This window comes from Rhizobium sp. 11_C7_N12_5 (assembly GCF_051811145.1).
Lineage (GTDB): Bacteria > Pseudomonadota > Alphaproteobacteria > Rhizobiales > Rhizobiaceae > Rhizobium > Rhizobium lusitanum.
In genome coordinates, this window is record NZ_JBPWPY010000003.1 from 512,719 (window position 1) to 526,201 (window position 13,483).

Sequence of the window (13,483 nt, forward strand, 5' to 3'; positions counted from 1 at the left end):
GGAACCATGACAATGATCAATCGCAGGCGCCTTCTTTCGGTCGGGGCAAGCAGCGCAATTCTAGCTGTTTTGGCACCACGAGCGGGTTCAGCTCAGCAGCTCACATTGGAAGACGTCTTCCGCGATCCCGATGCACCCACACTTGGCAATCCCAACGGCGATGTCACGGTGGTCGAGTTTTTCGACTATCAATGCCCCTATTGTAAAAAGAGCCACCCCGATGTGAAATCGGTCGTTGCTGAAGATGGGAATGTCCGCCTTGTCATGAAAGATTGGCCGGTGTTTGGCGACGCTTCCGTGTTTGCCGCGCAAGCCGTGCTCGGCGCGAACGAAATCGGCGGCTATGAAAGGGCCCTGGAGGTGCTAATGGCAACGCCAGCCTCGCTGAGTGAAGACGACGTCAAAAGACTGCTGACGTCCACAGGGCTCGACCTTAGCAAAATCGCAGCAGCAGTGCGTCAGAACGACAAGAAAATCTCCGATCTCCTGACGCGCAACTACAATCAGGCTCAGGCCTTTAATTTCGCCGGCACGCCATCCTTCGTCATCGGCAAAACGGCATACTCTGGGGTTCTCAGCCAAGATCAACTTCGTGACCTTATCAAGCATGCCCGGTCGGCATAGGAATTGATACTCTGCTCAACTTGACTGAGTTGGAAGCCCGGAAGAAAAATGCGTGGACCGGCCTCGCCGGCCGCTTTGCTGTCCATGATCAGAAAGCCTGCATTGGGTGATCCTGCCGCATCTCAGGTCACGTGTTGCGGTTTGAGCTGGCTTTACCCGCGATGCTCGAGCCGGCACAGCAAGTCGTTCGTTGGTGACCCATTTCACCGCATTATTCGATATGATGCGCATGAAGAGATCTTCTGGAGAATTGGATGTTACCAGTCTGCATAAATCACGAAAACGTGACTGACTGGTGAGTAACGAACATCCACGCGTTTGCGAACCCCTAATGCGCTCAACAAGAGCGTCTATCCGATATGGAGAACGCAATGTCCGTTAAAACTGCTATCAATTCCTTCGTCCTCGCCGGCGCCGTCACCACTGCCCTTGCTTCGATGGTCAGCGCTGCCCCATTGACCAAAGCCGAAGGCGCAGCCGCCGTTGCCGCTCACAAGGAAAAGTGCTTCGGCGTCGCGCTGAAGGGTCAGAATGATTGCGCTGCTGGCCCGGGCACGAGCTGCCAGGGGACCTCGACAGTCGATTTCCAAGGCAATTCCTGGAAGTTCGTCCAGGGCGGCACCTGCACATCGATCAAATTGCCGAACGGCCATCATGGCTCGCTGAAGGCAATCTAACTCCACGCGCGATAGCAACGACAATCGGGAGGCGGAGAGACGCCATGACCACAGATCTGATTTCAACGACCGCGTCTGCGGCAAACACTCTCCGCTTTCCGGCTCATTCTATTGCGGGGCTTGCGGGAACAAGCTTCAAGCACGAACATCTACCTGCGATTACGGCCGAAGGCCCGCAGCGCGGTTTCTTCGAAGTCCATGCCGAAAACTATATGGGTGCCGGCGGCCCGCCGCACCGGATCCTCGAACAGATCCGCCGCGACAACCCTGTGTCGCTGCATGGCGTCTGCATGTCGATCGGAGGCCCTCAGCCGCTCGATAAGGCGCATCTGGAACGCTTCCGCTCGCTGGTTGAGCGTTATGAGCCGGCGCTGGTGTCCGAGCATCTTGCCTGGTCGACACATCAGACAACCTACTTCAACGACCTGCTCCCCCTGCCTTACACGCAGGACAGCCTGGTAAGGGTCTGTGATCATATCGATGAAGTGCAGACAACCATCGGCCGGCCGATCCTTCTCGAAAATCCTTCCACCTATATCACATTCAGCGAGTCGGCGATGAGCGAGACCGATTTTATCCGGTCGATTGCCAGGCGTACCGGCTGCAGGCTTCTGCTCGATGTCAACAACGTCTTCGTCTCCGCGACAAATCACGGTTTTTCGGCGCTGGACTATCTTTCCGATTTTCCGCTTGCCTCAGTCGGCGAGATCCACCTTGCCGGCCACGCCGAGCAATCTGACGACGAGGGCGACCTGCTGCTGATCGACAGCCATGACGGGCCTGTCGCCGACGCCGTCTGGAAGCTCTACCAGATCGTCATTAGTCGCCGTGGCCCTATACCGACTCTTATCGAATGGGACAGCAGCATACCCGATTGGCCGATATTGCGTGCCGAGGCGAGCGCCGCCCAGGCGATCCTGGATCACTATGCTTCCATCGCGTTACCGGATCATAGCCATGCAGCTTGATCCCACATCCGAGCATACAAGACCGCTCACTTATGCGGCGGATTTTGCGCCGGCCCTGACCAATCCGGATGCCGAGACGCCCGTGGGCGTCATCGGCCCGAACGGCAAGGGGGCGATCAAACGCTACAATGTCTATCGCAACAACGTCACCGTTAGCCTGATCGATGCGCTTGCCGGAATTTTCCCGGCGGTGCAACGCCTTACCGGCGCCGAATTCTTCCGCGCCATGGCGCGCTTCCATTTACGCGACACTCCGCCGACGTCGCCGCTGCTCTTCGAATATGGCCGCGACTTTCCGGCTTTCATCGAAGAGTATGAATACGCCCAGTCTTTGCCCTGGCTTGCTGACGTCGCGAGGGTCGAGCGTGCCTGGCTGGACGCTTACCATGCGTCGGACGTTCAACCGCTTGCTGCCGATGCTCTCGCGTCCGTGCCGCCTGAGCATCTCGCCGGTCTGGTTTTCACGCCGCATCCGGCTAGTAGAATCGTTCGCTCGCACTATCCGGCATTGACGATCTTTGCCGCCAACCGCGGTGATGATCCCGTCGGTCCTATCGAGGCAATCGACCCGGAAGATGCGCTGATCACGCGGCCCGATATGGAGGTGGTCGTGCGGCACCTGCCGCCGGGCGGCGCGGAATTCCTGATCTTTCTTATTTCCGGCGAGCCTTTGGGTGTCGCCGCAGCCAGGGCTGTCGACGCCTACCCATCCTTCAACATCGCAGCCAGTGTCGCTGGCATGATCGAGGCCGGCGTGTTTTCGGCCATCACTCCTGGAGACGCATGATGACATCGACCACCACACAACAACCTTCGATCAAAGACAGGCTTCAGCCGATCGTGACACTCGTGGAGATGGCGCAGACCCTCGTGCGCGCAGTCGCGCAGCCGACGCTCGTCCAAGCCGTTATGCGCGTCGCCCTTGCCGTACCTTTCTGGAAATCCGGCATTCTGAAATGGGACGGTTTCCTGCAACTGAACGACACGGCTGTCACCCTCTTTACTGATGAGTTCATGCTGCATCTGCCGGGCGGGCCTTATCCCTATCCAGCGCCGGTGACCATGGCTTTTCTTTCCGGCTGCGCGGAGATCACGTTTCCGATCCTTCTGGTTCTTGGCCTTGCCACCCGGTTCGCCGCGACGGGCCTTCTGTTCATGACGCTGATCGTCGAATTGACAGTGCCGGACGGGTGGCCGATCCATATCACCTGGGCTGCGATGGCGCTGTCACTTATGGCATGGGGCCCCGGCAAGGTGTCGGTCGACTATCTGCTGGCAAGGATCTGGAAGAGCAGCGCTGCATGATCGTCCCTTCTATAACAAGTAATGCAAGCGGCTGCACCGCATCGGAGCAACGGGCGTCGCCGCGGGCAACCTGGCGCCGCCCATTCAAATGTGAAGCCTCGGCGTCGCCGTGATAGTTGCAGCCGCATCGATCAGCTGCGTCTCGCAAATGGCTGGCTACGGTATCCCAGGAGCCGCGTTAATATGAATTTCTTCGTGGTCAACAAGCTCCTTGAGAATATCGTCTCGATCCTGATTGAGATGCGGCGGAGCCCGGTCGAAACGCACCGGCGTTGCTGACATTTTGAGGGGATTCCCGAGAAGCCGCAAGGCCTTCCCATCCTGCGTTTGCATCTCCACCACCATCTCGCGAGCGAGCGTATGGGGATTGGAAACGACCTGATCGACGGTGGCAACCCGGCCGGCAGGAATTTCGGCAGCAATCAGGCGCTGCTCCCAGTTCTCGGCAGTATCGGCCTGCAATGCCTCGCCTATCAGTAGATCGAGGGCATCGATATTGACGACGCGGTCGCGGTTGCGCTGAAAGCGCGCGTCTACGCTCAGATGGGGCACCCCGATTGCCGCGCAGAACCGGGCAAACTGCTGATCGTTGCCGACCGCGATGGCGATATCGCCAGCGCCGGTGGCAAAGGTCTGGTAGGGGGCGATATTCGGGTGTCGGTTGCCGATGCGCCCCGGCACCTTTCCGGAAACCAAGTGGTTCGTCGCTGCGTTGATAAGCCAGGCGACTTGGGCATCGTAGAGCGCAAGGTCGATGTATTGACCTTCACCGGTACGGTCACGGTGCCGCAAGGCTGCAAGGATGCCGACGGTCGCGTACATGCCGCACATCACGTCGGCAATGCCGAGGCCCACCTTGACTGGTCGCCCGCCATTGGCATCATCTTCTCCGGTGATGCTCATGATCCCACCCATGGCCTGAACCAGGAAGTCATAGCCGGTTCGGTCGGCATAAGGGCCTGTCTGACCGAAACCAGAAATCGCGCACCAGACGATATCGGGCTTGATCTTACGGATATCCTCGTAACCGAGCCCTCGTCTGGATAGATCGCCCGGCTTGTAGTTTTCGATGACCACATCGGAAATTGCGGCCAACCGCTTCACCAGGGCAACGCCGTCCTCGCTGGCAAGATCGATGGCGATCGATCGCTTGTTGCGGTTGGCCGAGAGGAAGTAGGCGCTCAGATCGCTGTCTTTGCCTTCGGCTGTTGGCACAAAGGGCGGTCCCCAGCTTCGAGTGTCGTCGCCGACATCAGGACGCTCGACCTTGATGACATCGGCTCCGAGATCGGCGAGCAGCTGTGTGCATGTCGGTCCTGCCAGGATCCGCGAGAGGTCGAGGATGCGCAGGCCTTCAAGGCTGGCGGATTTATTGTATTCAGACATCGAAGCCTCACGATTTCCAGGGCGAACTCTTGAACCATCGAACGAGATAGGCGGTCGCGATCAGCACGCCGAAGCCAAAGAGATTTCCAATTGCTTCTGCGTCGGTGGTGCGCCCGGCATGATCGAGCGCAATACCGATCGGTTGAGCGATCACCATGCCGGTGATGAAGACGGCAAGCGACTGCTGGCCCACGACCGTCAACACCCGCACGACAGGGCCGCGCAGGCGCGAGCCTTTCTCGCCGACCAGATTCACAGCGATGTAGCATAGCGCCATGAAGTGAACGAAGCGCAGCGGGCCGAAATTCGTCTTGTCGGTCGATGGAGCAAGTCTCGTCGCCGCCATCTGGAAGAAGGGGTGGACCTCCTGAAACCGTACCCAGGCAAAGGGTATCGTCAGCACGACGACACCGACGGCAAGCGCCATCAGCCGGCGGTCAAATCGCGGTGCCGGCAAGCTGCCGCGCATCAGGAAGAAGCCGGTGAAAAACAGGAGTTGCCACCCGAACGGGTTGAAGAACCATGGGCGATCCGACCAGGGTTCGGCCGGCAGCCGTGTCAGGCCAAATTGAGTAGCAAGCCAAAGGCTGATCATCAATGCAAAGGGCAGGAAACGCTGGATCTTCAACGCAAGGATCATCACCGGCATCAGCGCCAGAATGACGATATACATCGGCAGGATGTCGAAATAGTTCGGCACGTAGGTGAGTGTCAGTAGGCCGACAAGAAGGTTGCCCGGATCCTTGATGAACGGCACGAGATTGAGGCTGTCGACATAGCTGACGCCGTCATAACGCGTTCCGGCGACGACCATGATGGCGGCGACGACGATAAAGACAACAATATGGGCCCAGAAGATCTGCCAGATGCGTTGGGCGATGCGCGCGATTAGCATAAGTGCGCCGCTGCGATCGAAGGTCGAGCCAAAGGCGATGGCGGAGGCCATTCCCGATTGGAAGACGAACATTTCCGTCGCATCGGAAAAGCCAAAACGCGCCGGGATCCACAACGCCCAGCCGTCGCTGGGGATGTGTGCCAGAAGGATGATTAGCATGCCAACGCCACGAAAAAAGTCGAGGCGCGGATCGCGCGGACGCTTGATCTTCTGAGGAGCCAGCGCCGTCGCGACAACCTCAGAAGGCGCCATCGTAGGCGCTTGCGTCGAACCGGCAAGCAATGAGGCTGAAGCCTCCGCGCTTGCCGGCGGCCTCAAGCTCGTGACTGAACTCATCGGAATTCTCCACATTGACGCCATAGCCGCCGAACCCTCGTGCGACTGCGGCGAAGTCAGTTTCTCCAAGCGTGACGCCGGTCGACGCAAGCCCGGCCGATGCTTGCTTCAAAGCGATGAGGGCGAGACTGCGATCCTGGAACAGAACGATGGTCACCGGCAGATTGAGATCGCGCAGCGTGGCGAGCTCGCCGATCCCCATCTCAAGGCCGCCATCACCCATCACGGCGAACACCCGCCGGGAAGGATCGGCGACTTTGGCGCCGATCGCCAAGGGTAGGGCGGCGTTCATGGTGCAGAATCCCGCGGACTGGAGCAGCGAAAAGGGCTTGGTTGCCACCCATTTTTGCGACAGCAGAATGCGATGGGCGCCGCTGTCGACCGTCACCAGACCCTCCGAGCCAGCCGTATCGTTCAGGCGATCGATGATCGCGTGCGGGCCCCACGCCGCCTTGGTCGCGAAGATTTGACCAAGCTCTTCCCTTGCGACGCCGGGCTCGCCCTTTGCCCAGACATTTCGCCCCGCTACCGAACCGTTGAGCGCCTGGACGATTGCCCTTGGCTCGGCGGTGATCCTTGTCCCCGCATGGTGCATCGCGTGATCGAGAGGTGCGTTGCTGATATCTACCAGCTTCGACCGATCCGCGACGAAGTCCAACCAGCCAAGGCGCATCTCGATCGGGTCATGGCCAATCATCAGCACGAGATCGGATTTTTCAAGCAACGCCAACAGAACCTTGTCAGCAAGCGGCGAGAGTCCGGCTCCGCCGAGAGATAGTGGATGATCCTCACGCAGGAGACCCTTAGCCTTGTAAGTTGTGATGACCGGCGCACCTATCGTCTCGGCAAGATGTTCGAGGGCCGGGCCAGCGTTGCAGCGAGTGGCCTCAAGTCCCGCCAGGATTATCGGGCGTTCAGCGACGCGGATTCGTTCGGACACATTTCTGATCGCAGGATCGGTAATCGAAGCAGATGTGCCAAACTGAGTTGGCGGCCTGATAATCGCGTTGTTAGGACTCACTAAAGCAGCAACAGTCGGTGAAAGATCGAGATGAACCGGTCCCATCGGCTGTGTCGTAGCGATCGCCAACGCGCGCGCCACGGTCGAAGCAGCACTTTCGGGCTCAATCTCGAAAGACGTCTTAACGATGGGCCGTAGAAGCTGTGCATGGTTGATGACCTGATGTGTGTAACGCGCGCGCGTGCTGCGGTCGACGATACCCGAGATAACAATCAGGGGAACACGCTCCTGGAGAGCATCGGCTATACCATTGACGGCATTCGCCAGACCCGGGCCGACAGTCGTCACCAGCAGCTCAGGCTTCCCGCTGATGGTGCTTGCGCCAGCCGCCATGATCGCTGCCGATGTTTCATGGCGGGCAAGACTGAAGGGAATACCCGCTTTCTCCAGGCCATCGATCAGCGTCACGACCTCGCCTCCCGGTACCCCGAAGGCATGGCGAATGCCATGGGCGTGAAGGGTCTTCGCGACAATATCTGCGACACGGTTCGTGTTGGTGGAAATCGTCATCGTTCCTGCTTCGCTTCAAGAGTTATCGAGCCCTGATGGCAGCCTGCCCGGGGATGGTGGAACCGGGCAGGCCGCCTCCACGGCACGTCTTAGTGTTCGGTCTGGCGGACGACGAACGCTACGACGGTGCCGAACAGGACATGACCAATGAGCGATGCCCAGGTCAAAGTGATAAAGCCAAGGAATGCCGGCAAGCCTGCAAAAAGATGCGCCATCACATAGAGTGCGAACACCCAAAGGCCGGTCCCGAAACCGATACCGGTCAAGAGCAGCGGCAGCTTCGGCACAATCAGCCTCTGCAGCGGCCGGGCGATGAAGAGATAACCGATCGGATAGAAAATAATCCCCACCACGGCATGGATACATTCCGCAAGCAGCAGATTATTGAAGCCGAAGACCGACTGTATCAAGGCAGCCGGTTCGAGTGGTCCTCCAACCCATAGCGGCGTGATCAAGCGCGCCCAAATCTCCCAGGTAATATCAGCTGCAATGCCCGCAGAGACGATTGTGCGGCCAAGGCTCGGCTGGATTTCCGGAAAGACGCTGGTCTTATTCATTTCCATCATCGACATTGGGATTTTCCTTCGTTGATAGGGATTGCTCAAACGGGCAATCGTGCGCTGACCGAGCGCTCAATGGACTTAAAGAGCTGGTCATCGGCCTTGAGGCGCTGTCGGATCTGGCCGATGCGCGAAACTGCAGCATTGTCGCCGCCCGCACCGACGGCTTTCGCAAGCGCAAGCACGAAAAAGTCTCGCTGCGCGTTGCTTCCGCCTATCTTTGTGAGGTTTGCGACCATTCGGTCGATCATCTGGCGATCGGCCGGGGCGTCGAGACCGGCAAGTACACGAGCCATCGGCACACCGATTTCCGCAGCAACACGCGCCTGATCATCCATGCCCAGCGCTTTTGCGTCGATCTGTGCCACGAGCTCGGCCACGCCGTCGCGCTCACCAACGGCAACCATTGCAGCCAGATTGTGGAGGGCCGCAAAAATGAGCGTCGTATCCGTCCGGCGACGATAGGCGATCTCAGACACGTCGTGCCAGCGGTCACCCACATGGACGCCAGACTGCTCCATGCGCCATAGCAGTGAAACGGCGTTGGCCATGTCACGGAAATCGTCGGTCTGCTGCGGACGAACCTCGTCGTCATAGATTTCCAGAACCCGATCGTGGTCGCCGCGCTCGAGATGCAACAGACCGAGATGCCAGGCCATATGAAACGAAAAATTGTTGCAGCGCGACCATGCCTTGCGGCCGCGCTCCAGCCAGTCGACACCTTGTTCGGTGTCGCCACGCATCTCAAAGACATGCGAAACGGCGTGCAGGCCCCAGGAATCGTCTGGTTGGAGCGCAACCGCGCGCAGGCCAGTCGCGAGCGCCTCAGAATAGCGCCCATGCTCCTCAAGCGCGAAAGCGTGACAGCCAAGCACGAAGCCTGCAGCAGCAGCCGACGAATCGAGGCCGATTACGGCACGCGTGCTTGCTTGCAACATCGCCGCCGTATCCCCGGCCATGAACCGTAGAGCGTGGGAGAGCTTGAACGGAAGAAGCGTCGCCGGCCGATCTTCGAAGCCGTGGTCGAGCACATCGGCAGCGCGAGAGAAGGATCCCTCCGAAGCGGCTTCTAGCGCCCTCACAAGGATGCGTTCGTCACTCGTCCCGCCGACTTTTCTCGCCAACGAAACATGTGCGTCTGCAAGTGCGGTCGTCGCGACCGGCTCAAGCTCGGACCGAGCGAGAATAAGGTTTGCGAAGCCCTTCAACACATGCCCAGCAACATGATCAGGATCCGCAGCAAGCGTTGCCTGCAGGGCCGCGCCAGTGCTCGGCCGATGAGATGCTATCCCGTAGACCGCACTCTCAAATGCTCGCTGCGCCTCATTGCTGGCGGTGCTCGTTGTCAGATCATAGGCATCGCGTTTCATTCGTTTACTCCTTGAGGAGGGACCGTTGCCTGAAACCTCTATGGTCCCAGGCGAGAGCGTCCGACAAAGACCATTACGGCTGCAGCTGTTCGTTCGTTACAGCGCGGCAGAATTATTTTCTCGCAGATGCAACACGCCTAGCAATCAAACCTATGGAACCGGAAATTTTTTGAAACATCTGTAACAAAACGATGCCCTACTGCGAAAAGGCACTTGGCGGCTGATAAATGAGAAGGTGGCAGGACAATGGAAACAAGACGAAAAGCGGAACCCGTGGTGATGGTTACCGGCGCTGCCGGAAACCTTGGCCGAGCTGTCGTGCATGAACTCGTCGCAAACCGATATCTCCTGGTTTGTGTCGAGCGTGGTTTTGAAGCGCTGGAACGATTGTCTGCAAATGTCGGCCAGCCGAGCGACATGGTCCACTTAAGCGGCATAGATCTGACAGATGCTGATGCCTGCAAAGGCGCGGTTGACAGAACCCTTGAGAAGTTCGGGCGGATCGATGCCCTCGTCAATACCGTCGGCGGCTTCGAGACCGGACCCGTGAGTGAAGCAGGAATAGATCAGTGGGATCGGCTGTTTCGGATGAATGCCCAGACAGCCTACACGATCAGCGCTGCGGTGCTTCAGCCGATGCAGCAGGCCGGCTACGGCCGCATTGTTCATATCTCTGCAGCACCTGGCCTAAAGGCAGGCGCTAATCAAGCCGCCTATGCCGCATCGAAGGGCGCTGTTATTCGACTGACGGAAGCGATCGCCGCTGAGAACCGCGACAACCGCATTTCGGCCAATTGCATTCTACCAGGGACGATCGATACGCCGCAGAACCGGGCCGCGATGCCCAATGCGAAAACCGATAGCTGGGTGCAGCCGGGTGATATCGCAAAGCTGATCGGCTTCCTCGTTTCGCCTGCTGGCGGCGTCGTCACCGGCGCTGCCATACCGGCGACCGGGCGCATCTGAGGAATGTCATGTTCGATATGTACGATCCAATCGCCGTCGGAGTGATGATATGGGCCGGGATTGGCCTTGTCGTAGCCACGGCGTTTCTGCTTTTCGGTTTTGATAGGATCGATCCCGGGGCCCATGAGGCTTACGCGGTTCGGCCGCTCCTTGTTCCTGGCCTCGTGCTCCTCTGGCCGCTTGTGATCTGGCGGTGGATTATACTTTCGAACGAGGAGCGATAACATGCAACGCCGCCATCGCCGCGCCCATACGGTGATCTGGACCGGCGTCGCCGTCGCCGTGCCGATTGCGCTCGCCGTGATTTTCGCAAGCGTCCCCAAGCTGGCGACAGATGCACCAGCCGTGCGCCTCGATGCCCCGACAGGGGGAGGAGGGCAACCGTGAGCGTATCCTACAAACCGGTGATCTGGAACCGGACCAAGATGATCTATGACGCGGTTCTGCTGGCCGGCATCGTGATCTACATCCTGATTTTCTTGAAGCTGGGTCCGATCCTGTCGCCTGCGCTACGCGACACCGATCTTCCGACGCAACGCATGCGCGCCTTTGGCTCGCTGGCGCTGCTCATGCTCACTATCATACTTTCGATCGGGCCGCTCGCGCGTCTCGATACCCGCTTCATGCCGCTTCTCTACAATCGCCGCCATTTCGGAGTGATGACGGCGATTGTCGCCGCGACCCACGCCTACTACGTGTTTGGCTGGTACTTCTCCTACAGTCCGACGCCGCCATTGACCGCGTTGTTCACCAGCAATACGAGCTTCACGAGCGTCGTCGGATTTCCCTTCGAGCTCTTCGGCATTGTCGCGCTCGTCATATTGGCAGTTCTTGCGGCGACAAGCCACGACTTCTGGCTTTCCTTCCTGACGCCTCCGCTGTGGAAGGCGATCCATATGAGCGTATACCTTGCCTATGCAGCGGTCATCCTGCACGTGGCGCTTGGCGCACTCATCGATCGTCGCGACCTTGCGCTCGGACTGCTGTCGATCGGCGGCTTGGCGCTGCTTTGCACCTTGCATTTGCTTGCAGGGCGCCGGGAAAGTGCGGCCGACGCTGCTGCATCTCCGAAGGCTCCCGACGCACCCTGGATTATCGTCGGTGATCTTGCTGAGATCGCCGAAGGAAGGGCGATCATCGGCGCGGCGCCAGGCGGCGAACGCATTGCCGTCTTCCGCTCAAAAGGCGGTCTCTCGGCGGTCTCGAATGTCTGCTCGCACCAGAACGGCCCCGTCGGCGAGGGCAAAGTGGTTTCGGGCTTAATCACCTGTCCGTGGCACGGCTATCAATATCGAGCCGAGGATGGCTGTTCACCGCCGCCATTCCGTGAACGCATCCGTAAGTATCGCGTTCAGTTGCAGGGATCGATCGTACTTGTCGATCCCAAACCGTTGCCGCTCGGCACCAAACTCGCAGCATTCCCGATCCCGGCCGAATTTCTCCCCGCCGCTCCGAAGAAAGAAGGAATAGCCTGATGCTCAAACCCGCTGAACGTGGCTTCTTTGTCGGTTATTTCAAAAAAGTCCCTGCCGACGTCAGGGCGCTTATGATCGGCTTCATCGTGTTTTTCATTGCAGGAATGGCCTCGGCCTCGGTGCTCATGTCGCTCAACACCGACAGCCCGGGCGCGGGGAGCTACGCCGACGAACTGCATGGCGAGCATCTCATCGGGATGATGGAACTGAAGCCCTATCCGATCCTCCGTGTGCCGGCTGAAGGCTCGGAACCGGCACGGGCGGTGATGTTGGCGGGCTCCGGCAAATTCGGCGTCGACGACAGAGCGTTGCCGCTTGCCGGCAAAACTGCGCAAGTCGGCGGCGTCTTTGTCAAACGCGGCGATCTCGAAATGTTGCTGATCGGCGGCGCCGACGATCTGAAGGCCGCCGATCTTCAGATCTCAGCCACATCAACAATCGCGGGCCCTCAAGACCTTGGTAGATGGCGCCTGACTGGTGAGATCTGTGATGGGAAATGCGGTGGTGGCGCGATGAAACCCGGCACTGGGCTTGCGCACAAGGCCTGTGCCAACCTCTGTCTGAACGGCGGCGTTCCGCCGGTGTTCGTCTCCACTGCTCCGGTCGACGGTCATATCTTCTTTCTGCTTTCATCAGAGGACGGTGGTCCAATGCCGGCCCCTCTGCTCGATAAAACCGGCGTCCCGGTGGTGCTTGAAGGCAGCGTCGAGCGGCGTGACGATCTGCTGATCTTCAAGGTTGACCGGCCGGTCAATGGAGCCCAGTCGTGAGTGAAAATGAAACGGCGACCCGGATCCGTCATGTCATCGGCCTTATCCTGACTATACTTGCGATCGGGCTCGTCGTCCTTGTCTGGAACTTTGGGCTCGATTATCTGAACGGTACGATATTCGAGGAGTTGCGATACGTCATTTTCGCCGTCCTTGTGATCGGCCTTCTTTCGGGATTGCAGAACCTTCTCTCCCGCTTCGGTCGCTAATCTGCGGCCGATCACGACGGCATATCGCGCTAGCATCAGCGCCGAATTGCGTCGGCATAATCAGGGCGATGTAACAACCAGGTCGATTCCAACGAACAGGACATGCGGACCACACAACTTTGTCCGCGCGCCGCCGAATTTCGTGGCGCAGCGTTAACGATCAGCACAGGAACAAGCTCATGGAAACGACGATCGAGCCCACAAACGAAGCAAACGAAGATCATATCCGTCATCGCGCCTATATGCTCTGGCTGGAAGAAGGGCAGCCGGATGGCCGGGCTGAAGAACATTGGCATCTGGCGCGGTCTGTTGCCGAGGCGAGAGAGGACATGCCGGATGCAGTGACAGTGTCGAAGGAAAAAGCAAAATAATGATTCTGGATTCAGGGCCGGATGGTGCCCTGATTTTTCC

Annotated in this window: 16 protein-coding genes; 11 read left to right on the forward strand and 5 right to left on the reverse strand. The window is 58.9% G+C overall.

Annotated features, from left to right (window positions below; all coding sequences use genetic code 11):
- Positions 1 to 12: 12 nt before the first annotated feature.
- The 5 genes from AB8B29_RS31775 (at position 13) to AB8B29_RS31795 (ending at position 3,574) form a co-directional block, all read left to right on the forward strand.
- On the forward strand, positions 13 to 624 hold the full coding sequence (locus AB8B29_RS31775; protein WP_037198391.1) for a DsbA family protein: 612 nt from the start codon (positions 13 to 15) through the stop codon (positions 622 to 624).
- A 371-nt stretch (positions 625 to 995) separates the two neighbouring features.
- The gene (locus AB8B29_RS31780) at positions 996 to 1,301 is read left to right on the forward strand and encodes a BufA1 family periplasmic bufferin-type metallophore (RefSeq protein ID WP_037198392.1); all 306 of its coding nucleotides are present in this window, start codon (positions 996 to 998) and stop codon (positions 1,299 to 1,301) included.
- A 44-nt stretch (positions 1,302 to 1,345) separates the two neighbouring features.
- Positions 1,346 to 2,269: an MNIO family bufferin maturase gene (bufB, locus tag AB8B29_RS31785; protein WP_037198393.1), complete on the forward strand. Its 924-nt coding sequence runs from the start codon at positions 1,346 to 1,348 to the stop codon at positions 2,267 to 2,269.
- Entirely contained in the window at positions 2,259 to 3,056 is a 798-nt protein-coding gene (locus tag AB8B29_RS31790; RefSeq protein WP_037198394.1) for an HvfC/BufC N-terminal domain-containing protein, read from the forward strand. The genes bufB and AB8B29_RS31790 overlap by 11 nt, the downstream gene beginning before the upstream one ends.
- Positions 3,056 to 3,574 carry a DoxX family protein gene (locus tag AB8B29_RS31795; protein ID WP_037198395.1) on the forward strand — a complete coding sequence of 173 codons (519 nt, stop codon included), beginning with the start codon at positions 3,056 to 3,058 and terminating at the stop codon, positions 3,572 to 3,574. Before AB8B29_RS31790 ends, AB8B29_RS31795 begins: the two co-directional genes overlap by 1 nt.
- 156 nt (positions 3,575 to 3,730) lie before the next feature.
- On the opposite strand, the gene AB8B29_RS31800 is transcribed toward AB8B29_RS31795, so the two are convergent.
- The 5 genes from AB8B29_RS31800 to AB8B29_RS31820 all read right to left on the reverse strand — a co-directional run bounded on the left by AB8B29_RS31800 (position 3,731) and on the right by AB8B29_RS31820 (position 9,652).
- Positions 3,731 to 4,960 (reverse strand): CaiB/BaiF CoA transferase family protein, encoded by a 1,230-nt coding sequence (locus AB8B29_RS31800; RefSeq protein WP_037198397.1) that lies wholly within the window; start codon positions 4,958 to 4,960, stop codon positions 3,731 to 3,733.
- 7 nt (positions 4,961 to 4,967) lie between these two features.
- Positions 4,968 to 6,107: an OpgC family protein gene (locus tag AB8B29_RS31805; RefSeq protein ID WP_439006988.1), complete on the reverse strand. Its 1,140-nt coding sequence runs from the start codon at positions 6,105 to 6,107 to the stop codon at positions 4,968 to 4,970.
- Complete coding sequence (locus AB8B29_RS31810; RefSeq protein WP_439006989.1) at positions 6,094 to 7,722, reverse strand: thiamine pyrophosphate-binding protein; 1,629 nt, start codon at positions 7,720 to 7,722, stop codon at positions 6,094 to 6,096. The genes AB8B29_RS31805 and AB8B29_RS31810 overlap by 14 nt, the downstream gene beginning before the upstream one ends.
- 89 nt (positions 7,723 to 7,811) lie before the next feature.
- A complete protein-coding gene (locus tag AB8B29_RS31815) occupies positions 7,812 to 8,294 on the reverse strand; it encodes a hypothetical protein (RefSeq protein ID WP_037198403.1) in 483 nt (160 codons plus the stop codon).
- 29 nt (positions 8,295 to 8,323) lie between these two features.
- Positions 8,324 to 9,652: a tetratricopeptide repeat protein gene (locus tag AB8B29_RS31820; protein ID WP_037198405.1), complete on the reverse strand. Its 1,329-nt coding sequence runs from the start codon at positions 9,650 to 9,652 to the stop codon at positions 8,324 to 8,326.
- A 246-nt stretch (positions 9,653 to 9,898) separates the two neighbouring features.
- Between AB8B29_RS31820 and AB8B29_RS31825 the strand changes: the two genes are divergently transcribed.
- The 6 genes from AB8B29_RS31825 to AB8B29_RS31850 all read left to right on the forward strand — a co-directional run bounded on the left by AB8B29_RS31825 (position 9,899) and on the right by AB8B29_RS31850 (position 13,443).
- Positions 9,899 to 10,618 carry an SDR family NAD(P)-dependent oxidoreductase gene (locus tag AB8B29_RS31825; RefSeq protein ID WP_037198406.1) on the forward strand — a complete coding sequence of 240 codons (720 nt, stop codon included), beginning with the start codon at positions 9,899 to 9,901 and terminating at the stop codon, positions 10,616 to 10,618.
- 225 nt (positions 10,619 to 10,843) lie between these two features.
- On the forward strand, positions 10,844 to 11,005 hold the full coding sequence (locus AB8B29_RS31830; protein ID WP_167669622.1) for a hypothetical protein: 162 nt from the start codon (positions 10,844 to 10,846) through the stop codon (positions 11,003 to 11,005).
- Positions 11,002 to 12,093, forward strand: coding sequence for a Rieske 2Fe-2S domain-containing protein (locus AB8B29_RS31835; RefSeq protein ID WP_037198409.1), 1,092 nt, complete (start codon positions 11,002 to 11,004; stop codon positions 12,091 to 12,093). The genes AB8B29_RS31830 and AB8B29_RS31835 overlap by 4 nt, the downstream gene beginning before the upstream one ends.
- Positions 12,094 to 12,164: 71 nt before the next feature.
- Positions 12,165 to 12,863: a hypothetical protein gene (locus tag AB8B29_RS31840; protein WP_439006990.1), complete on the forward strand. Its 699-nt coding sequence runs from the start codon at positions 12,165 to 12,167 to the stop codon at positions 12,861 to 12,863.
- A complete protein-coding gene (locus AB8B29_RS31845) occupies positions 12,860 to 13,072 on the forward strand; it encodes a hypothetical protein (RefSeq protein ID WP_037198411.1) in 213 nt (70 codons plus the stop codon). Before AB8B29_RS31840 ends, AB8B29_RS31845 begins: the two co-directional genes overlap by 4 nt.
- Before the next feature lie 179 nt (positions 13,073 to 13,251).
- Entirely contained in the window at positions 13,252 to 13,443 is a 192-nt protein-coding gene (locus AB8B29_RS31850; RefSeq protein WP_037198412.1) for a DUF2934 domain-containing protein, read from the forward strand.
- Positions 13,444 to 13,483: the final 40 nt, after the last annotated feature.

Bases quoted from the DNA above. Each gene is read 5' to 3' on its own strand.
- AB8B29_RS31850 (WP_037198412.1), top strand. From the start codon at position 13,252: ATGGAAACGACGATCGAGCCCACAAACGAAGCAAACGAAGATCATATC.
- AB8B29_RS31830 (WP_167669622.1), top strand. From the start codon at position 10,844: ATGCAACGCCGCCATCGCCGCGCCCATACGGTGATCTGGACCGGCGTC.
- AB8B29_RS31810 (WP_439006989.1), bottom strand. From the start codon at position 7,722: ATGACGATTTCCACCAACACGAACCGTGTCGCAGATATTGTCGCGAAG.
- AB8B29_RS31805 (WP_439006988.1), bottom strand. From the start codon at position 6,107: ATGGCGCCTTCTGAGGTTGTCGCGACGGCGCTGGCTCCTCAGAAGATC.
- AB8B29_RS31800 (WP_037198397.1), bottom strand. From the start codon at position 4,960: ATGTCTGAATACAATAAATCCGCCAGCCTTGAAGGCCTGCGCATCCTC.
- AB8B29_RS31840 (WP_439006990.1), top strand. From the start codon at position 12,165: ATGATCGGCTTCATCGTGTTTTTCATTGCAGGAATGGCCTCGGCCTCG.
- AB8B29_RS31775 (WP_037198391.1), top strand. From the start codon at position 13: ATGATCAATCGCAGGCGCCTTCTTTCGGTCGGGGCAAGCAGCGCAATT.
- AB8B29_RS31790 (WP_037198394.1), top strand. From the start codon at position 2,259: ATGCAGCTTGATCCCACATCCGAGCATACAAGACCGCTCACTTATGCG.
- AB8B29_RS31795 (WP_037198395.1), top strand. From the start codon at position 3,056: ATGACATCGACCACCACACAACAACCTTCGATCAAAGACAGGCTTCAG.
- bufB (WP_037198393.1), top strand. From the start codon at position 1,346: ATGACCACAGATCTGATTTCAACGACCGCGTCTGCGGCAAACACTCTC.
- AB8B29_RS31815 (WP_037198403.1), bottom strand. From the start codon at position 8,294: ATGTCGATGATGGAAATGAATAAGACCAGCGTCTTTCCGGAAATCCAG.
- AB8B29_RS31825 (WP_037198406.1), top strand. From the start codon at position 9,899: ATGGAAACAAGACGAAAAGCGGAACCCGTGGTGATGGTTACCGGCGCT.
- AB8B29_RS31780 (WP_037198392.1), top strand. From the start codon at position 996: ATGTCCGTTAAAACTGCTATCAATTCCTTCGTCCTCGCCGGCGCCGTC.
- AB8B29_RS31820 (WP_037198405.1), bottom strand. From the start codon at position 9,652: ATGAAACGCGATGCCTATGATCTGACAACGAGCACCGCCAGCAATGAG.